The 17,407-nt window shown below is 53.1% G+C and carries 16 protein-coding genes, 1 tRNA gene and 3 pseudogenes; 9 read left to right on the plus strand and 11 right to left on the minus strand.

Annotation, left to right across the window (positions count from 1 at the left end):
- Nucleotides 1–7: 7 nt before the first annotated feature.
- A complete protein-coding gene (locus PYW49_RS16650; RefSeq protein WP_320386995.1) occupies nt 8–1,402 on the minus strand; it encodes an MFS transporter in 1,395 nt (464 codons plus the stop codon).
- A gap of 50 nt (nt 1,403–1,452) precedes the next feature.
- The gene (locus PYW49_RS16655) at nt 1,453–2,541 is read right to left on the minus strand and encodes a cellulase family glycosylhydrolase (RefSeq protein WP_320386996.1); all 1,089 of its coding nucleotides are present in this window, start codon (nt 2,539–2,541) and stop codon (nt 1,453–1,455) included.
- A gap of 185 nt (nt 2,542–2,726) precedes the next feature.
- Between PYW49_RS16655 and PYW49_RS16660 the strand changes: the two genes are divergently transcribed.
- On the plus strand, nt 2,727–3,734 hold the full coding sequence (locus tag PYW49_RS16660) for a LacI family DNA-binding transcriptional regulator (RefSeq protein ID WP_320386997.1): 1,008 nt from the start codon (nt 2,727–2,729) through the stop codon (nt 3,732–3,734).
- Here the strand turns inward: PYW49_RS16660 and fosA are convergent.
- Nucleotides 3,720–4,145, minus strand: a complete 426-nt coding sequence (gene fosA / locus PYW49_RS16665; RefSeq protein ID WP_320386998.1) for a FosA/FosA2 family fosfomycin resistance glutathione transferase — start codon at nt 4,143–4,145, stop codon at nt 3,720–3,722. The two genes, PYW49_RS16660 and fosA, sit on opposite strands and share 15 nt — an antisense overlap.
- 199 nt (nt 4,146–4,344) lie before the next feature.
- Between fosA and trpS the strand changes: the two genes are divergently transcribed.
- The 5 genes and pseudogenes from trpS to PYW49_RS16690 all read left to right on the plus strand — a co-directional run bounded on the left by trpS (nt 4,345) and on the right by PYW49_RS16690 (nt 8,553).
- Nucleotides 4,345–5,346: a tryptophan--tRNA ligase gene (gene trpS / locus PYW49_RS16670; protein WP_320386999.1), complete on the plus strand. Its 1,002-nt coding sequence runs from the start codon at nt 4,345–4,347 to the stop codon at nt 5,344–5,346.
- 179 nt (nt 5,347–5,525) lie between these two features.
- A pseudogene (locus tag PYW49_RS16675) lies at nt 5,526–5,714 on the plus strand (hypothetical protein); the annotation flags it as partial.
- A gap of 12 nt (nt 5,715–5,726) precedes the next feature.
- A complete protein-coding gene (locus PYW49_RS16680) occupies nt 5,727–6,074 on the plus strand; it encodes a hypothetical protein (RefSeq protein ID WP_320387000.1) in 348 nt (115 codons plus the stop codon).
- Between the two features lie 81 nt (nt 6,075–6,155).
- Nucleotides 6,156–7,238: pseudogene (locus tag PYW49_RS16685) on the plus strand (type I restriction endonuclease subunit R, EcoR124 family); the annotation flags it as partial.
- 403 nt (nt 7,239–7,641) lie between these two features.
- Entirely contained in the window at nt 7,642–8,553 is a 912-nt protein-coding gene (locus tag PYW49_RS16690; protein WP_320387001.1) for a restriction endonuclease, read from the plus strand.
- 170 nt (nt 8,554–8,723) lie between these two features.
- Here the strand turns inward: PYW49_RS16690 and PYW49_RS16695 are convergent, their stop codons facing one another.
- The 7 genes and pseudogenes from PYW49_RS16695 to rraB all read right to left on the minus strand — a co-directional run bounded on the left by PYW49_RS16695 (nt 8,724) and on the right by rraB (nt 13,668).
- Nucleotides 8,724–9,617: a restriction endonuclease gene (locus tag PYW49_RS16695; RefSeq protein WP_320387002.1), complete on the minus strand. Its 894-nt coding sequence runs from the start codon at nt 9,615–9,617 to the stop codon at nt 8,724–8,726.
- A gap of 480 nt (nt 9,618–10,097) precedes the next feature.
- Nucleotides 10,098–11,030, minus strand: coding sequence for a COG2958 family protein (locus PYW49_RS16700; protein ID WP_320387003.1), 933 nt, complete (start codon nt 11,028–11,030; stop codon nt 10,098–10,100).
- Nucleotides 11,031–11,219: 189 nt separating this feature from the next.
- Nucleotides 11,220–11,297 (minus strand): annotated as a pseudogene (locus PYW49_RS16705) (Arm DNA-binding domain-containing protein); the annotation flags it as partial.
- 188 nt (nt 11,298–11,485) lie between these two features.
- Nucleotides 11,486–11,570 (minus strand) — tRNA-Leu (locus PYW49_RS16710).
- Between the two features lie 105 nt (nt 11,571–11,675).
- Nucleotides 11,676–12,407, minus strand: coding sequence for a topoisomerase II (locus PYW49_RS16715; RefSeq protein ID WP_320387004.1), 732 nt, complete (start codon nt 12,405–12,407; stop codon nt 11,676–11,678).
- Nucleotides 12,408–12,437: 30 nt separating this feature from the next.
- Nucleotides 12,438–13,196, minus strand: a complete 759-nt coding sequence (miaE, locus tag PYW49_RS16720; RefSeq protein ID WP_003862942.1) for a tRNA isopentenyl-2-thiomethyl-A-37 hydroxylase MiaE — start codon at nt 13,194–13,196, stop codon at nt 12,438–12,440.
- 46 nt (nt 13,197–13,242) lie between these two features.
- The gene (rraB, locus tag PYW49_RS16725) at nt 13,243–13,668 is read right to left on the minus strand and encodes a ribonuclease E inhibitor RraB (protein ID WP_320387005.1); all 426 of its coding nucleotides are present in this window, start codon (nt 13,666–13,668) and stop codon (nt 13,243–13,245) included.
- A gap of 99 nt (nt 13,669–13,767) precedes the next feature.
- On the opposite strand from rraB, the gene argL reads away from it, so the two are divergent.
- From argL to xynR, 3 genes are all read left to right on the plus strand, one after another.
- Complete coding sequence (gene argL, locus PYW49_RS16730) at nt 13,768–13,863, plus strand: putative translational regulatory protein ArgL (protein ID WP_213014347.1); 96 nt, start codon at nt 13,768–13,770, stop codon at nt 13,861–13,863.
- Nucleotides 13,833–14,837 carry an ornithine carbamoyltransferase gene (gene argF, locus PYW49_RS16735; protein ID WP_023299201.1) on the plus strand — a complete coding sequence of 335 codons (1,005 nt, stop codon included), beginning with the start codon at nt 13,833–13,835 and terminating at the stop codon, nt 14,835–14,837. Before argL ends, argF begins: the two co-directional genes overlap by 31 nt.
- A 191-nt stretch (nt 14,838–15,028) precedes the next feature.
- On the plus strand, nt 15,029–15,787 hold the full coding sequence (xynR, locus tag PYW49_RS16740; protein ID WP_320387006.1) for a DNA-binding transcriptional repressor XynR: 759 nt from the start codon (nt 15,029–15,031) through the stop codon (nt 15,785–15,787).
- A 4-nt stretch (nt 15,788–15,791) separates the two neighbouring features.
- On the opposite strand, the gene PYW49_RS16745 is transcribed toward xynR, so the two are convergent.
- Complete coding sequence (locus tag PYW49_RS16745) at nt 15,792–17,402, minus strand: glycoside hydrolase family 43 protein (RefSeq protein ID WP_320387007.1); 1,611 nt, start codon at nt 17,400–17,402, stop codon at nt 15,792–15,794.
- Nucleotides 17,403–17,407: the final 5 nt, after the last annotated feature.

Consider the following 17,407-nt stretch of genomic DNA (forward strand, 5'->3'; position numbering starts at 1 on the left):
ATCAGGCCTACAAGGGCTGGTCCTGTAGGCCGGGTAAGGCGCAGCCGCCACCCGGCGCTTTCGCAGACGCGTTCCGCTCCGCCAGCAAACGACAAATCTCCGCGTGCTTCTCCTCGGTAAAGGTAAAGCGCGACATAAACACGATTCGGATCACCGACCCAATCGCCGGCAGCAGGCAAATCCCGAAGAACAGCCCCGACAGCACGCCTGCACTCTGGATTTGCGCCTGCGGCACGTAGCCAATCATCGTCAGGAACACGCCTATCAACCCGCCGCCCACCGCCACCGACATCTTGCCGGTAAAGGTCTGCCCGGAGAAGGTGATCGCCGCGCAGCGCTTGTTCGTGTGGTACTCCGCGTACTCGATGGTGTCGGCAATCATCGACGAGGTGAGGATGTTAGTCATCATCACGAACAGCGTGCTCAGGCCGAGCAGAATAAACAGCATCGTCACCTGCTGATCCCCGACAAACCACATCACCACGCGCACCGCCACGTCCAGCCCGCAGAGGATCATAAACAGCTTCCGCTTCTGCATCCGGCGCGTCAGCATCGGCGCGACCAGGCACAGCACCGCCGCGACTATCCCCATCACGCCAATCGCCATCTGCAGGCTGCCGTCGCCCAGGTTGTTGATAAAGAAGTAGATATAGAGACCGCCCGCCACGTTGTGGAACACGCAGAAGAAGAACGACAGCAGGACGATAAACAGCGGCTTGTTCTGGCGCAGGTTGTGGAAGGTGTCGCGGATGGTCACCTTTTCCGGGCTCGGCGGCACGCGCTCTTTGATCTGCATAAAGCCGTTAAGCATCAGCGGCAGGCCCACCAGCATCATCACCAGCGCCGCCATAAAGTAACCTTTATCATTGCTGTACTGGGCGAAGAACGCCGCCAGCTTCGGGAAGAAGATGTTGGCGCAGGCAATGCCCGCGTTCACCCCGAGCATCGCCGCCGTCACCGCGCGGGTGCGCTGGGCGGAGTCGTTGGTCATCACCGACGACATCGACCAGAACGGGATATCGGAGATGGCGTACAGCGTCCCCCACAGGATGTAGGTCACCCCGGCGTAGAGGATTTTGGTGGTCATGTCCGCTTCGATTTTATAGAACGACAGCAGCGTGACGCCGGTGATCAGCAGCGGGGCGATCAGCAAAAAGTGGCGAAACTTGCCGAACCGGCTGTTAATGGTGTCCATAATGCTGGCAAACAGCGGATCGTGAACCGCGTCCCACGCGCGGGCAATCAGGAAGATGGTACTGGCCGCCAGCGCCGAGATCCCCAGCACGTCGGTGTAAAAATAGTTAATAAACGAACCTACTAAACCAAAGCTAAAACACTGACCTAAACCATAACCAAAATAAGACCACAGTTCGCGAGACGGTATTTTCATTGTCGTTGCCATTGATATATGCCTGCCTGGTTGCCCGGCGGTCGGCCGCCGGGTCGATATTATTAGCCCTGCACCTTCAGGGCGATCTTGCGCAGCTGCTGCATCAGGGCGATTTCACGGCGCGAGAACGGAATACCGTTCTCCTCGAACACGTCGTGGAACCAGAGGCGGCAGTAGTCCGTGGACTCCTTCATCACCACCGGCCACGGCAGCCACGTCTGGGTTTTGCCGCGCACCAGCCCCCACTGGTACGGCGCGACCTTCGCCGCGTACATCAGCGGAAGCTGCTCTTCTATAGTGCTGCCCACGTGGCGCGCCAGCCATTCGGTGCAGAACAGCGGGCGACCGAGCTGTTGCAGCTGCTGGATAATCGCCGTCATGCGCCCGGTGTGGGTGTAGGCGTGGAAGCTCACCACGTCCGAGAGCGCCAGCGCGGTCTGGTCCAGCGGATGCTGGAAGAACGTCTCACCCTCCTCTTCCGGCGGCAGACGCCACGCGCAGACGGTGAGCGGCTGGGTCGGATCTTCTTCACGCACCCACTGGAATGCGAGCTTCATAAGCTTATGGGCGCAGGTCTCCAGCTTCGCGTCGTACTGCACCTCCTGCGTGCCGGTCGCGAAAATGCCGCGGTTGCCCGGCTCGTTATAGAGATCCCACAGCAGAACGCGCTTATCGTCGCGGAACTGGCGGACAACGTCGCGGATATAGCGTTCAATGTCCGTCCAGCAGTCCGGATCGCACACCTTGTCGCGCCCCGGGCTCGCCGCCGCCTGGCTGTTGTGCTTGCCCGGCACCGGCGGTTTTTGCGGGCCGAGGTACGGCTCGTCGCCGGAGAAGCCGCAGTCGTCCATCAGGGTCAGCATGGTGCTGAACCCGTGGCCGTCGGCAATCTTCAAAAAGCGGTCGATGCGTGCCATCAGCCCGTCGCGGTCGTGCTCCCAGACGATAAACGGCAGGTTGATGCGCAGGGTGTTATAGCCCGCCTCCGCCGCCCAGCCCAGCTCGCGCTCGATGGTGGCGGCATCGAAGGTCTCTGCCTGCCAGATATCGGTCCAGTTCACCGCCGTCGACGGCAGATAGTTAAACCCGCACAGCCAGCCTTTTTGCTGATACCACGCCTGTGCCTGCTCCCTGCTCCACTGCTCTTTCATTACGCGACCTCTTACTGATAATATTTAGCTAATAAATATTAGTTGCAGGATAAATGCGCAAATCACGGCGTTGAGAAAAGCGATGCCCCTCACAAAGTTCACGCTTCGATGAATGAGAAACGTGATCGACGGCGCGTAAGCGTGCGGTTAGGGTATGATGCGAAGTCGCGAAAGGGAGAGGACGGATGAAGCGAAAAACGAAAGTGACGATGAACGATATTGCGCGGGCGGCGGGCGTGTCGCAGGCGACGGTATCGCTGGTGCTTAACCAGTCCCGCAACATCAAGCTCAGCGACGACACCCGCCAGCGGGTGATTGGCATCGCCACCGAGCTCGGCTACGACCGCCTCCCCGCCGTTCACGCCCCGCGCAACCAGGAAGAGATCGCCCTGCTGGTGAGCTCCATGCAGAGCTTCGACCCGTTTATCGACGCCATCAGCCAGGCGCGGGAAGCGGCGTGGCGCAACGAAACCCTGCTCACCGTCTACGACTACGGCGACGACATCGAGCTGGCGCTGAACATCATCCGCCAGCTGGAGAAGCGCAACTGCATCGGGATTATCCTCGCCTCCCCGGTCACCACGCTGGTCGACATGACGGCATTCCAGGACTGCACCCGCATCCCGCTGGTGCTGCTCAACCAGCGCGACCCCGGCTCGCCGCTGCTGCCGTCGTTTATCCCGGACGACTACGCCAACGCCTTCCAGGTGACTAAACACCTCATCGCCTGCGGGGCCACGCGCATTGCCCACATCACCGGCGAGAGCTGGATGGAGGCCTCGCGCCAGCGTCTGGCGGGCTACCAGGCGGCGCTGCAGCAGGCCGGACTCGCGTGCGACGACGGCCTGCTGCGGCAGACCAACTGGCAGTTCAGCGAGTCCTTCACCGCCACCACTTCGCTGCTGGAACTGGCCGAGCGCCCGGACGCCATCTTCTGCGCCAGCGACTGGCTGGCGATTGGCTGCTATCAGGCGCTGGCGGTGAACGGCGTGCGCATCCCGCAGGACATGCTGCTGGCGGGCTACGACGACCAGAAGATTTCCGAGCAGCTCACCCCACCGCTGACCAGTATCCAGCTGCCCTACAGCGAGCTAGGACGACTGGCGGTGGAGTACCTGTGCAATCAGGAAGATGCTGCCACGCACGTGACGCTGGCGGGCAGGCTGAAGGTGCGCGCCTCAAGCCTCGTCTGAGGTAAACACCATGCCCGCATAGGGCTTCTCGCGACACGCCGCCAGCCGCGCGGCGAGGCTGCCCACGTGCAGCTCCAGCTTGTGCCCGTCCGGGTCGAGAAAATAGAACGACGCCCCTTCACTTTTGTTCTGCTTCCAGACGGTGACGCCCGCCTGCTCCAGCCTTTGCGAGAACGGTTCAAAATCTTCTTCCGCCACGGTAAACGCGTAGTGGGTGTAGTCGCTCTCCTGCGGCGGCACGTACTGGCGCGCCTCGTCGTACGACAGGCAGACCCAGAGATCGCCACAGGTGAGATAGGCCCCGGTATTCCAGCGGGCCTGCAGCGTCAGCCCCAGCAGCTCGTGCCAGAAGGTGACGCTTTTTTGCAGGTCGCTGACCGCGAGGGTCAGATGGTTGAGTGATTGCAGCATGACGTGCCCTTTTGTTTTTCGCGCCGGACGTGGTACGGTAAAGAGATGAACATAAACCACGCCGTGCTCACCGTAAACCGCTGGTGGCTGCCTTCTTAAAGGCGGCTCGGAGTTGTTTTCCCCATTTTCAGATAGCCGCCGAAAGGCGGCTTTCACATTTCTAAGACCCCTTTCGGCAATTGCACATTAAGGAGTCTTTATGAACACACCAACCATCCTCACCGGCGATCGCCCAACCGGCCCGCTGCACCTTGGACACTTCGTCGGATCGCTTCGCCAGCGCGTGGCGCTGCAGCAGACGCACAACCAGTTTGTGCTGATTGCCGACCTGCAGGGGCTGACCGACAACGGCAGCAACCCGCAGAAGATCCGCGACAACATCCCCGAAGTGCTGGCCGACTACCTCGCCGCGGGCATCGACCCAAACCTGACCACGATCTGCCTGCAGTCCGCCCTGCCCGCCCTCGCCGAGCTGACGATGCTGTATATGAACATCGTCACCGTCGCCCGCGTGGAGCGTAACCCGACGGTGAAAAACGAGATTGCGCAGAAGGGCTTCGCCCGCTCGCTGCCGGTCGGGTTTATGGCCTACCCCATCAGTCAGGCGGCGGACATCACCGCGTTTAAGGCCGAGTGCGTGCCCGTCGGCGACGACCAGTTGCCGATGATTGAGCAGACCAACGAGATTGTGCACAAGATGAACAGCCTGCTGCCCGTCCCGGTGCTGCGCCACTGTAAGGCGATGCTGAGCGACACCAGCCGCCTGCCCGGCATCGACGGCAGCGCCAAGATGTCGAAATCGCTCGGCAACACGCTGCACCTTTCGGCCAGCGAAGAGACCATTCACTGTGCGGTCAGCGCCATGTACACCGACCCGAACCACCTGAAGGTGAGCGACCCGGGGGAGATTGAGGGGAACGTGGTGTTTACGTACCTCGACGCGTTTCATCCGGACAAGGACAAAGTGGCAGCAATGAAGGCGCACTATCAGGCGGGCGGGCTGGGTGACCGGGCGTGCAAGAACGAGCTGGAGGCGTGTTTGCAGGAGCTGATTGCGCCGATGCGGGAGCGCCGAGCGATGTATATGCGGGATAAGGGGGAGCTGATGGCGATGCTTAAGCGCGGGACAGAACGGGCGCAGGGGGTGACGCAGGAGACGTTGAGAGAGGTGAAGGTTGGGTTGGGGGTGCCGGTGTTTTGAATAGGTGAGTTGATTGAGGTTGGGCGGTGGAGTGTGATTGGCATGACGCCGCTTTGTATCGCAATTTAAAATATCGTTTCTTCTAAGGATACTTAATTTGCTTTTTAGATAATTTAAATTGCTTTAGTCAGTTTAATATTACATTGATAAATTCTTTATAATACGCTTAAAGGATTACCATGGCAGATGCGAATAATATAACCCTAAGATTGTTCAACATAATCGATTCTCCAGATACAGTCACAGCGTTTATAAATGGAGGCTTATCCGTTCCGCTAGATTATGGATATCTGATCTATGGTATCTTTGACACAGAAACAAGGTATGAACGAGAAACGGAAAGAATTCGAACAGCCACCGCAATCAGAGGGTAGATTCCTATGCGTAAGTTTATCACCCCCATTATAAACCTACTTCTTTGTTCATATTTAACCCTGGCATATATTCTTAGCTGGGTTGAATTTGAAACCTGGCATGATAAAACAATTTCCCTTTGTATTATTACTGTAACCACCTACATTATTTCAATTGTACTCAATAAATTATCACCCTGTAAGATAGATATTTTTGGTGGGTTCCTGGATGTTTTATCAGGCCCTTTACTTATCGTAGGTGCATTTGCTTGTATAGCCTTCCTTGAGCCATGGCCACTTAAGCTTATTGGCTTATTCATATACGTCGTGGCGATGTTTTGCCTACCTACTTTTATAAACATAGATGAGGAATAATCATGTCAAATCCAGTATAGCGTTGGTTAACTGATGCTAATGGCTCACCTGCAGTAGCAGGTTCCATGGTGTCCGGTCGGTTATCACGGTTTGATGCAGGCATTCTCCCGCACTAACCGTATCTTTGATGCTACAAAGACCTTCGGCAATATTGTGACGTTCAGAGATCTGGAACGCGCAACCATTGATGCCATCACGCTGTTTGGGGATAAAAATACCAAAAACGTGGTGCTTGAGAAAAGTTATAAAGAGTACATGGAGGGCTTTACCGATATCGTGACAGGTGAGGCCAAGCGCGGCTTTATCGATATTGTTACGACATTGGAATATCAGTTCCCTGATCCGGCTAGCATTGATAACGAGAAGGGGAAAAAGGCCTTCATTAAATTGTTTGGCGAATACCTGCGGGCTGAAAATATCCTGCAAAACTACGACGAATTTGCCATGCTGAAAGACCTGCAAAAAATCGATATCAGCGATCCCGATGCCGTCGAAATATTTAAGACAGCGCATTATCTTGACGATGAAAAGTTTGCCGAACTACAAACAATTCGTCTCCCCACAGAACGTAAGATTCAGGACTATCGTTCAGCCTACAATGATATCCGTGACTGGCAACGTCGCGAGAAAGTGGCTAATGACAAGGATAAGTCAACCACTGACTGGGATGATGTCGTATTTGAAATCGATTTATTGAAATCTCAGGAAATTAACCTGGACTATATTCTTGGTCTGATTTTTGAACATAACAGGCAGAAGAAAGGTAAAGAGGCATTGACTGAAGAGGTTAGACGGTTAATCCGCTCAAGTCTGGGTAACAGGGCCAAAGAAGGCCTGATTGTTGACTTTATTCAGCAAACTAACCTTGATGACATGCCAGACAAAGCCAGCATCATTGATGCGTTCTTCATTTTTGCTCAGCGTGAGCAGCAGCGTGAAGCTGACGCATTGATAAAAGAAGAAAACCTGAATGAAGAGGCTGCAAAGCGCTATATCCGTACATCGCTAAAACGCGAATATGCCACCGAAAATGGTACTGAGTTAAACGAGACTCTACCGAAGCTTAGTCCGTTAAACCCGCAGTACAAAACGAAAAAACAGACCGTTTTCCAGAAAATTGGTGAATTTATTGAGAAGTTTAAAGGGGTGGGTGGACAAATTTAGCCGTGGGCGCATAGGGGGACAAAGCGGTCCCCTTTACCTATGCCTGTGTTCGATACAACTGTCAGTGATAAATATATGCTTATTGACTGAAGTGCATATTCCGGGTTATTAGATAACGATCGCTAAAACCATCGTTAATAGACGCAGTCTACTTTTAAATTGATATATTTAGATATATTAGCTCAGACTTGATCTGACGGTTTTCACTGGCAGCACACAATCAAATATGACAGTCTGCTTTGAGCGAGGAGCAAACATTATGATATCATTAACTAGTGAAGGCTGTTTAGCCTCATTCACTTAGAAAATCGTAAACGTGTTTAGACAAATATGTTAGTGTCATGAAATAAAAATTAAATAGTTTATACGTAATGATTGGGAGACAATGATGGCAAGAGATATAATGATGGATTATCCGCTCCCCGCCTACTGGCAGGACTTTGAAAGACTGACATGCGAATTGTGCCGCGCGCTATGGGACGATCCAGGCACACAGCGGCATGGAAGAGCTGGGCAGGCTCAGGGAGGAATTGATATATCTGGCCGTGATAATAATCATAATGGTCAGAGAGTTGTGGTTCAGTGTAAAAAAAGGGTGTGGAAAACTGTAGCTTCAAAGGAAACACCAGCTAGCTCTCTAACAATTCAAGAAATCGATGATGAAATAAAAGAATTCATTAATTCAGGGAAAATTGCTGATCGTTATATTATAGCAATTACTGGGTTGAGGGATAAATCACTTCAGAATCATATTGACTCCATAAATGACTCTAAAGTTAATACTTTTGAAGTAAATATCTGGTTCTGGGATGAATATAGTGAATGGTTAAGTGAAAACCCTAAAATAGAAGCAAAATATTATCACGATATTGTTAAGTTTCGCAGTGAATATAGCTCTGAAGAATTGTTCTGTGAAATGCTTCATTCTGCTTTTGATCGACCTGCCTTTCATACTGAATTCTATTGTGAAAACAATATAGACAACTTTTTGCAGGCACTTGAGAGTATTCAACAAGCATTAACTACAGGAAATCTTGTAAACCGAGACGGGCATGTACAAAATCAAGTTCGTATACCCGATAAAAGAAAATTACCTATTGAATATCAACAATTGAAGAAAAAAATTCAAAATCTAAGGGATTATACTACGCAGGAGGTACGTACAGGCGCTATCACACAGCAGAATGAGTGGTTAATCATTAGTAATAGTGTCATTATAGGAAAGATGAATGCATTTAGAATAGAGATCATACATCTATTAAACAATATTCTAGACCACTATGGGTTTGAACATTTTTCATTAGAAGCCTATTAATTTGTGGCTGGTTTTTAGATTATCCGGAGGCAGCAATGTCTGCTTCTGGCACACAGCGGACCGTTTACTTTACATCTAAATATTAATATTTTTTTCAGCAAATGGCCCTCCACTTTACCTTCTACGCCAGCACATCAGGTTGAACGGTTCCCGTGATCACGACTCCGCAATTACCTTTTTTTATTTTTTAAAATTTTGCCGGCCAATTCTTCACCAATTTTACCTTTCATTGCTTTTAATATTTTTAAAAGAGTAAGCTCATTCTTGTAATGCGACTTCCTTTTAACGTAAAACTCTTGATATTCCTCAGCTGATATTTCTGATAGTAGATATCTTTTCATTAATTCAGTTGGTTCAATTAATAAACCTTTGGCTTGTTCTTCATTTAAAGCAGGAAGCATTAAGAAGAATAAAGGTTTTAACCGCTCTGTTATTGCGATCAAACGTTTCAAATAATGTTGTGGAATACCTCTTATTGCAAAATGCAGTGACTGCTCAGATTCATTTAGAAAGTCAATTGCTTCACGCTTTGAAAAGAATAAGGGTATTACATCTCTTCCGTTATGTTTTTGTGTAAACTTGTAGTATGAACCTGATACATTATCTTCCTCTCTTTCCATCAAAATCCAAAAAGGCTCACCGATCCAGTCTTTTGTAGGTAAAATTGAATTTATCAAGTAATCGGCAACCAATATGTTAAATTTTGGTAAATCTTCAGTTGTCAGTAAAGTAATGCCATGTTTTTCTGCGTATTCTTTTGCGCCACTTTGGTAACCAGACTTACTGACTATAACCCCGATAATATTCCCAATATCTGTGATTTTGTTGCAAAATGGCATAATAGTATCGCGATCAAGTGGGCGATTGTGATATTTACACTCTATCGCTACACGATGTATAAAGCCTGCATGTTCAAATTGGTAAAATACATCAATTTGATATTCACCTTTTAATCCCTTAAGGACAACGTTACGACTAACTTCCACTCCATTATCTCGTGGGTTAAGCAAGGTCGAGTAGACATATTGGGTATAAGTTTCTAAATCATTCCAAGTTTTAAGCATTGTCATTGTTCCCTAATAAAATCATTAGAATAGAGTGCCTAATGTACTCGCTGTTCTAATTATCAAAACCATACTACCATGCTTCCATCGAGGAATCTTAAGCTACCTAGGAGATATATCTTACATAGACGAAAATAGCTTTTGCTTCTCATTGTTTCAACCCTCATTTACTACATTGGTTGCACCTATACTGACTTCGACCGCCTCAAGCTCTTTTCGTTAATAGAGTCCGCTTCTGGCACAGAGCTGCTTGTCAGATTAGGTTTTGATCTGTGCCATAGCTGTGTCAGGTAAAATCTTAGCCAATACAATTTAGATCTACATTGAAGTGGTTTACTGAATTTCTTACTTTTTTTATATTCACTACTCCATCGATTTGCAGACAGAGTTTTTAAATATCACTAACTCTAAATAGCTCACTTTTCATTAATCTATATTTTTAATCTACTCTAATATTTTATTAAGTAGCATTAGAGTAGATTATCTATTCCAGAGCGCTTTGTGTATTTTCCCTGTCTGGTGATAATCGGAAACCAGATCGATAAACTCTTTGAAATCCTTGTTCTCAACCACTAGGCGGTTGACGGATTGCCAATCAATACTTGTTCGCTCTCGTGCAGGAATCAGAGTTTGGCTATTACCGGGATCTTGCGGATTAAGAAGGATCACGCCAATACCATGCAATGCACACAACATCTGCAGCTCTTTTTCCACACCACGCTGCTTATCTTCATTTATTTCGGTCGCGACGAGATAACCAAAATGTGCCCAGCTTGAATTGCTCACAGCCTGGAAGAAACATTCTCGAACATTGCTACGGTTAAGCTGACGTTTTACCTCAAAAGACCAAAGACGGGTCAAACGCCCTTCGCTATACCGTACGCAGTTTTGCACGACGATATCCCAACCTTTATCGAGAGGCTGCAAAGCAACAATATCCGGATAAAGCCAATGGTTTGCCCCAAGACCTTTGTTATTGCTTGAACGCTTTTCATCGATACGACGGCAAAGTAATTCTTCTTCTTCAGAAAGATACTCAATCAAAAGCGGGTAAAGAGCATGCTCAGAAATACCTACCGTCTCAGCAGACGGAGTAGGAACAATATCAAAAGATGACTCTTGTTGCACGCCATTATCGATTTTCTTACCCCAGTAATAAAGTCTGGGCCGCGGTTTGTCACGCGTCATAACCTGAGGACACATCGCTTTTGCCTGTACGGTTCTGCTCCCACCAACTTCAGCAGCTATTTGACTTAAGAAATCGTCATCACTGGCGAATCGAGGATTTTGACGCTTTACAGCGAGCTCTGCGCCATAGTGATCTATGATTTTTTGGGCAAGCTGACGGGCTGTAAATTGTTCATCAGGATTAGCCTGAAGAACATTGATAATCATCTGTGGACGACTAGTCATGGCTCCTGCCTTTGATGTAAGAGTACGAACGTTTTTCTCTGAATGGTTAGGTCTTGGTTATAGCTTTTCTGATCACATAGTGTAAAACCACCTATCATTTGAACCAAGCTTACAATGTAATTTTTTGACATCGACCGACAGATTTTATCATCAAAATGAACAACTCATCGGAATCTCTATATTAGACAATATACCGTTATCATCGGTAATCTTGTATTGCTTATCCCTTGGCTTGGCTGTTTTGACTTTAATATCTGTTAAAGCCATCTTTATCCCCTCCCTGTTGGTACAAGCATTATCGAACCGGAAATACCATCATCTATACCAACATCTGTTGGTAGATGTACGTTGAAGTCGGTTGACCTTGAGAGAGTTAATATAGCGGGAATGATGGGTAAATACTGGATTTCAGAGACAAAAAAAGCCGCCCTTAAGCGACTTTGATTTGCATCTAATGGTGCCGAAGGCCGGACTCGAACCGGCACGTATTTCTACGGTTGATTTTGAATCAACTGCGTCTACCGATTTCGCCACTTCGGCACTGAAGGGGATGCGGAAACGTTGTGGATTATACCTGTCGCGCGCCGCCATGCAAGCGACGACGCGCGAAACACGCGCTAAGTGCCCAAAAAACCAGCGCTACCGTCAGTCCAGCTCAGACACCGCCAGCCGAATCACCCTCGCCGCCTTCTGCTCCGGCAGCGCCAGCACCTTCGCCCACATCTCCTGCACCATATCGCAGGAGAGCTTCTCTTTGCCCGCCGCCTTCTCGGGTATCTGCAGCAGCTGGATGTCCTCGCCGTACTTATCGGCAAGTTCCTTCATAATCGGTCGCACATCCTCGACTGCCGCCTCACGTTCGGCGGGGGTCACGGTGTGGCTGTTTTTGCCGTAGGCCGCGCGCATCATGTCGGCGTCGGCCTGCATGCGTCGGGCCATCATCTCTTTATCCAGCACCCGCATCGGGTTGACGCCGCCTTTTACCGCCGGGTAGAGGAAGCGGAAACAGGCGTCGTCACTCACCTTCTGGATGGCTGCAGTCTGCTCCATGTTGGCCTTCATATACTCCACCACGTTGGCGTCCGGGGCGTGCTGCAGACGCGACATCTGCAGGGTCAAAATCTGCGGCTGGATGACGTCAATGATGTGCTGTTCAGACTCGCCCGCTTTCTGCATGGTGAGGATCTGCTCGCGAATGCGCTTCTGGAACGCGGGTTCCTGCTCTTTAATCACCTGCCAGGCGGGCATGGTGTTGAGGGTGGTATCAAGCTGCTGTTCAGGGGTGCGCTGCATACGCTGTTTGTCGAAGTACACCCAGAACGCCACGGCGGCGGCCGCGACGACGACAATCACAATACGGGTCCACGTTTTATTCATCTCGCATCCTTATCCTTTCGCTATGCCGTTTTACACCGGCACGCCGCTGTGGAAGCGAAACTCGTTGTCCGGTGTCGAGATAAGTGTGGCTTCAATTTCGCCAAAAAGCTTTATGCGCGGTGAGATATCGTCGTCGCTCACCTGCTGGGCGAGCGTCAGGTAGTCCTGATAGTGGCGCGCTTCCGAGCGCAGCAGTGAGAGATAGAACTTCTGCAGGTCGTCGTCGAGGAACGGCGCCAGCGCGGCGAAGCGTTCACAGGAGCGGGCTTCGATGTAGGCACCGCAGATGAGCTTGTCGATCAGCGTCAGCGGTTCGTGGGTGCGCACTTCCTTCAGCATCCCTTTGGCGTAGCGGCTGGCGGTGATTTTGACGTACGGAATATCGCGTGCCAGCATCGCCTCGCGAACCTGCCAGAAGTGGTGCAGCTCCTCTTTAATCAGCAGCACCATGCTGTCGATGAGCGCCTGGCCCCACGGGTCGTCGGTTTTGGGCATCACGCTTTTGCCAATCTGCCTGTGCAGGGCGATGAAGTCCGGCTCCGGGCCGTCGCGGAAGGTGAACTGTTCGTAGGGTTTGAGCCAGTCGAGCAGCGCGTCGGCACCGCTTTCGTCGGCGACGTATTTGCGCACGAGTAATAACGCGGTCTGGGCGGCCTTGAGCTCGCACACCATGTGGTCGGTGAGCAGCAGCGGCAGGTTCGCCGGGTCGCGGGCTTTATCAATCCATGCTTGCGGGGTCGGGCACTGGAGGAAGTTGAGTACGGGGGCGAGTATCTGCGGGTAATCCATGGTTCTGCCTTGAAAAAGCGGTGGCGCGCGCCACCGCCTGAAACGCTTAGTGACGCACGCCGTCGTCGTCTTCGTCGACGAAATCTTCGTCGTCGCCTTCTTCGCCGTCTTCACCGTTCGGATCTTCGAAGTAGGTTCCCCAGCCGTCGTATTCCACTTCAAACTTCTCGGCCAGGTTCATCAGCTGTTCTACCTGCGAGTCGATCAGCTCCGCCTTCAGCGCGCCTTCGCTCAGGATGTCGCAGCAGATGACGGTGTCGCCCTCTTCCACTTCCAGCTCTTCCGGCTCGGTCACTTCGTAACCCAGCTTGAAGGCCTCTACCGCCAGTTTTTCCAGCGCGTCGAAATCATCCGCAGAGAAATGGTGCTCGATGGTGTACAGCGCGTCCGGATCGCTACCGTCTTCCAGCAGTTCTTCAATAATCAGACGCGTCTCTTCGCGTTGCTCTTCCAGGTGTTCCGGGTTTGCCATGGCTCAATCCTCTTTAAAGTGCGGCAGATACTTCTATTTTCACACACGGACGGGTTTGCCTCCACCTTTGTTGGAAAGATTTGTGAAACGGGGTTGCAAATGAATAATTACACATATAAAGTGAATTTTAATTCAATAAGTGGCGTTCGCCATGTGAGGATAAAATGTCTGATCTGTACAAGAAACACTTTCTGAAATTGCTCGACTTTACCCCTGCACAGTTCACTTCTCTGCTGACCCTTGCCGCACAGCTCAAAGCCGATAAAAAAAATGGCAAGGAAGTACAAAAGCTTACCGGTAAAAACATCGCGCTCATCTTCGAAAAAGACTCAACCCGTACACGATGCTCTTTCGAAGTTGCCGCATTTGACCAGGGCGCGCGCGTCACCTATTTAGGGCCGAGCGGCAGCCAGATTGGGCATAAAGAGTCAATTAAGGACACCGCGCGCGTGCTGGGGCGGATGTACGACGGCATTCAGTATCGTGGTCACGGCCAGGAAGTGGTCGAGACGCTGGCGCAGTACGCAGGCGTGCCGGTGTGGAACGGGCTGACCAACGAGTTCCACCCGACCCAGCTGCTGGCGGACCTGTTGACCATGCAGGAGCACCTGCCGGGCAAGGCGTTTAATGAGATGACGCTGGTCTACGCGGGCGATGCGCGCAACAACATGGGCAACTCGATGCTGGAAGCGGCGGCGCTGACCGGGCTGGATCTGCGCCTGGTGGCCCCGAAAGCCTGCTGGCCGGAAGAGAGTCTGGTGGCGGAGTGCAGCGCGCTGGCGGAAAAACACGGTGGGAAAATCACCCTGACGGAAGACGTGGCGGCGGGCGTGAAGGGCGCGGACTTTATCTATACCGACGTGTGGGTATCGATGGGTGAAGCCAAGGAGAAGTGGGCGGAGCGGATCGCGCTGCTGCGCGGGTATCAGGTGAACGCGCAGATGATGGCGCTCACCGGCAACCCGAACGTGAAGTTCCTGCACTGTCTGCCGGCGTTCCATGACGACCAGACCACGCTCGGTAAGCAGATGGCGAAAGAGTTCGACCTGCACGGCGGGATGGAAGTGACGGACGAGGTGTTTGAGTCGGCGGCCAGCATCGTGTTCGACCAGGCGGAAAACCGGATGCATACGATTAAGGCGGTGATGGTGGCGACGCTTGGGGAGTGATCTTATCTCCCACTTTATTGATTCGGTGCGCTCTTCTTGCCGGGTGGCGCTGCGCTTACCCGGCCTACAAAACCCGTAGGCCCGTGCAAGCGAAGCGCCGCCGGGCGGATCAGGCCAGCTCCATTTCATTGATTTTTCACCCCGAAAAAGGTACGTTTTCGCCTTAATTCCAGCGTGGACATGCCAGCATTATGCCGATTATTCAGTCTGTTGAACGTGCGTTGCAGATCCTCGACCTGTTCAACGAGCAGGCCACCGAGCTTAAGATCACCGACATCAGCAAACTGATGGGGCTGAGCAAGAGTACCCTCCACTCGCTGCTGAAAACCCTGCAGCTTCACGGCTATATCGATCAGAACCCGGAGAACGGCAAGTATCGCCTCGGCATGAAGCTGGTCGAGCGCGGCCATTTTGTCGTGGGCTCTATCGATATTCGTCAGAAGGCGAAAGGCTGGCTGACGGAGCTGTCCCAGCGGACCGGGCAGACTACCCATCTGGGGATCCTGGACGGGCGTGAAGGGGTCTATATCGAGAAGATTGAAGGCAAGCTGGCCGCCATCGCCTATTCGCGCATCGGCCGCCGCCTGCCGGTTCACGCCACCGCCATCGGCAAGGTGTTGATCGCCTGGCTGGGCGAGGCCGAGCTGAACGCCCTGCTGGAGGGCTATCAGTACACTACCTTTACGCCTTCCACCCTCGGTTCCCGCGAGGCATTGCTGGATGCGCTGATAAAAACGCGCGAGCAGGGTTACGCCCTGGACAGCGAAGAGAACGAGCAGGGCGTGCGCTGCGTGGCGGTGCCGGTGTGGAACCACGAGTCTCGCGTGATTGCAGCCCTGAGCCTGTCGACGCTGACCTCCCGGGTGGATGATGCCGAGCTGGCTAATTTCCGCGAGCAGCTTCAGCAGGCCGGGCTCCAGCTCTCACGCGCGCTGGGCTACCCGGCCTGAGCCGTCAGGCCGGCTCGTAGGTGAAGTAGTCGAAGTCCGCGTGGCAGCCGTCGCCGCTGATGTCCTCGCAGTGCAAACCCACAAACGCGCCGGTGAAGAAGCCGCGCCCGCCGATGTAGTCGTCCGACAGTTTCCACGCCTCATACGTTACCGGCACGGCGTGCCACGTCTCGCCGTCAAACGAGTAGCTGTAGCGGTAGACCAGCGTATCCACGTCCACCCGCAGCCAGACGCTCTCCGCATGTTCCGGCACCGGAATCGGCTGCTCGTGCAGTGGCCACGACGGCACGTTGTGGTCGAGCTGGATAACCTTAATCGTTCTCCCCTGTCCCTCCTCGTAGTCCACAAAGCAGTAGCTCCAGTTTTTGCTGTTGTAGTAGCAGGTCAGCCCCGCGCTCTGCTGGAAGTGGACCGGCGAGAACTGCATCCGCGTTTCTGAGCGGAAAGCGAAGTGCTGCCAGCGGCGCGCCACGGTCGACTGGGTAAAGGTCGAGTTGAGCGAGTCGTTGCCGTAGAGCCGTAAGTAGCCCGGGCGCGCGGTGAGCGAGCCGAGGGTGTCGTCGAACGGAATGCGCAGGGTCTGCAGCTCCGGGTCGAGCGAACTGGCGTCAAAATCGTCCCGCCAGCCGTTCTGAACGGTAGCGGGCTGTTCCACCACCTGCGGGCCTTTCACGGTCAGCTGCGCGTGCTTGCCGCCTTCCACGTACGGCCAGCCGTCGCGCCACTCAATGCGGGCGATGCCGGTCTCGCGCCCCAGCGGGCAGTAGCCGCGTCCGCCGGAGGCCAGCAGCGGCACGCCGGGCAGGCGCAGCGGGCGGCTGGTGAGGTAGGCCATGTACCATTCCCCGGTGTGGGTCTGCAGCAGCGAGCCGTGGCCGCTCTTCTGCAGCGGGTTCTCCGGCAGGTGCCAGCTGGTCATCATCGTCACGTCCGGGTGCAGCTCGTACGGCCCGTCGATGGTTTTTGAACGCAGCAGCACAACCGCATGCTCGTAGCTGGTGCCGCCCTCGGCGACCATCAGGTAGTACCATCCCGCGTGGCGATACAGGTGAGCGCCCTCGGTGTAGCAGAGCGGCGTGCCGGTAAACAGGGTTTTGCGCTCGGGCGAGAGGGTGCCGGTTTGCGGGTCAAACTCCTGCAACACGATGGTGTTGTGCGGGTTGCTATGGTGGCGCGGCCCCCACGGGCGGTAGAGGTAGTACTTGCGGCCGTCGTCGTCGTGGAACAGGGACGGGTCAAACCCGCCGTTGCCCATCGGGATTGGCTCGCTCCACGGCCCCTCGATGGAGGGCGCGGTTACCAGAAAGTTACGGCCGTTTTTCCACGGCGAGTCGACAATCTTCACGTCGGTGTAGAGCAGCCAGAATTTGCCGTCGGCGTAGCTCAGGCACGGCGCCCAGATGCCGCCGGAGTCCGGGTTGCCCTTCATGTCCAGCATCGACACGCGGTCCAGCGGGGTGCTGACCAGCGACCAGTTTTTCAGGTCGCGGGAGTGGTAGATGCGCACGCCGGGGAACCACTCGAAGGTCGAGGTGGCGATGTAGTAGTCCTCGCCCTGGCGGCACAGGGACGGGTCCGGGTTGAAGCCGGTCAGAATGGGGTTAGTGATTTCCATATTGC

Source organism: Enterobacter chinensis (assembly GCF_034008295.1).
GTDB lineage: Bacteria > Pseudomonadota > Gammaproteobacteria > Enterobacterales > Enterobacteriaceae > Enterobacter > Enterobacter chinensis.

Coding starts and splice junctions, on each gene's coding strand:
- PYW49_RS16690 (WP_320387001.1), top strand. CDS start 7,642: ATGATGGATTATCCGCTCCCCGCCTACTGGCAGGACTTTGAAAGACTG.
- rraB (WP_320387005.1), bottom strand. CDS start 13,668: ATGGCAAACCCGGAACACCTGGAAGAGCAACGCGAAGAGACGCGTCTG.
- PYW49_RS16655 (WP_320386996.1), bottom strand. CDS start 2,541: ATGAAAGAGCAGTGGAGCAGGGAGCAGGCACAGGCGTGGTATCAGCAA.
- argL (WP_213014347.1), top strand. CDS start 13,768: ATGAATAATTACACATATAAAGTGAATTTTAATTCAATAAGTGGCGTT.
- miaE (WP_003862942.1), bottom strand. CDS start 13,196: ATGGATTACCCGCAGATACTCGCCCCCGTACTCAACTTCCTCCAGTGC.
- argF (WP_023299201.1), top strand. CDS start 13,833: ATGTCTGATCTGTACAAGAAACACTTTCTGAAATTGCTCGACTTTACC.
- PYW49_RS16660 (WP_320386997.1), top strand. CDS start 2,727: ATGAAGCGAAAAACGAAAGTGACGATGAACGATATTGCGCGGGCGGCG.
- PYW49_RS16695 (WP_320387002.1), bottom strand. CDS start 9,617: ATGCTTAAAACTTGGAATGATTTAGAAACTTATACCCAATATGTCTAC.
- PYW49_RS16650 (WP_320386995.1), bottom strand. CDS start 1,402: ATGGCAACGACAATGAAAATACCGTCTCGCGAACTGTGGTCTTATTTT.
- PYW49_RS16700 (WP_320387003.1), bottom strand. CDS start 11,030: ATGACTAGTCGTCCACAGATGATTATCAATGTTCTTCAGGCTAATCCT.
- PYW49_RS16745 (WP_320387007.1), bottom strand. CDS start 17,402: ATGGAAATCACTAACCCCATTCTGACCGGCTTCAACCCGGACCCGTCC.
- fosA (WP_320386998.1), bottom strand. CDS start 4,145: ATGCTGCAATCACTCAACCATCTGACCCTCGCGGTCAGCGACCTGCAA.
- xynR (WP_320387006.1), top strand. CDS start 15,029: ATGCCGATTATTCAGTCTGTTGAACGTGCGTTGCAGATCCTCGACCTG.
- PYW49_RS16680 (WP_320387000.1), top strand. CDS start 5,727: ATGCGTAAGTTTATCACCCCCATTATAAACCTACTTCTTTGTTCATAT.
- trpS (WP_320386999.1), top strand. CDS start 4,345: ATGAACACACCAACCATCCTCACCGGCGATCGCCCAACCGGCCCGCTG.
- PYW49_RS16715 (WP_320387004.1), bottom strand. CDS start 12,407: ATGAATAAAACGTGGACCCGTATTGTGATTGTCGTCGTCGCGGCCGCC.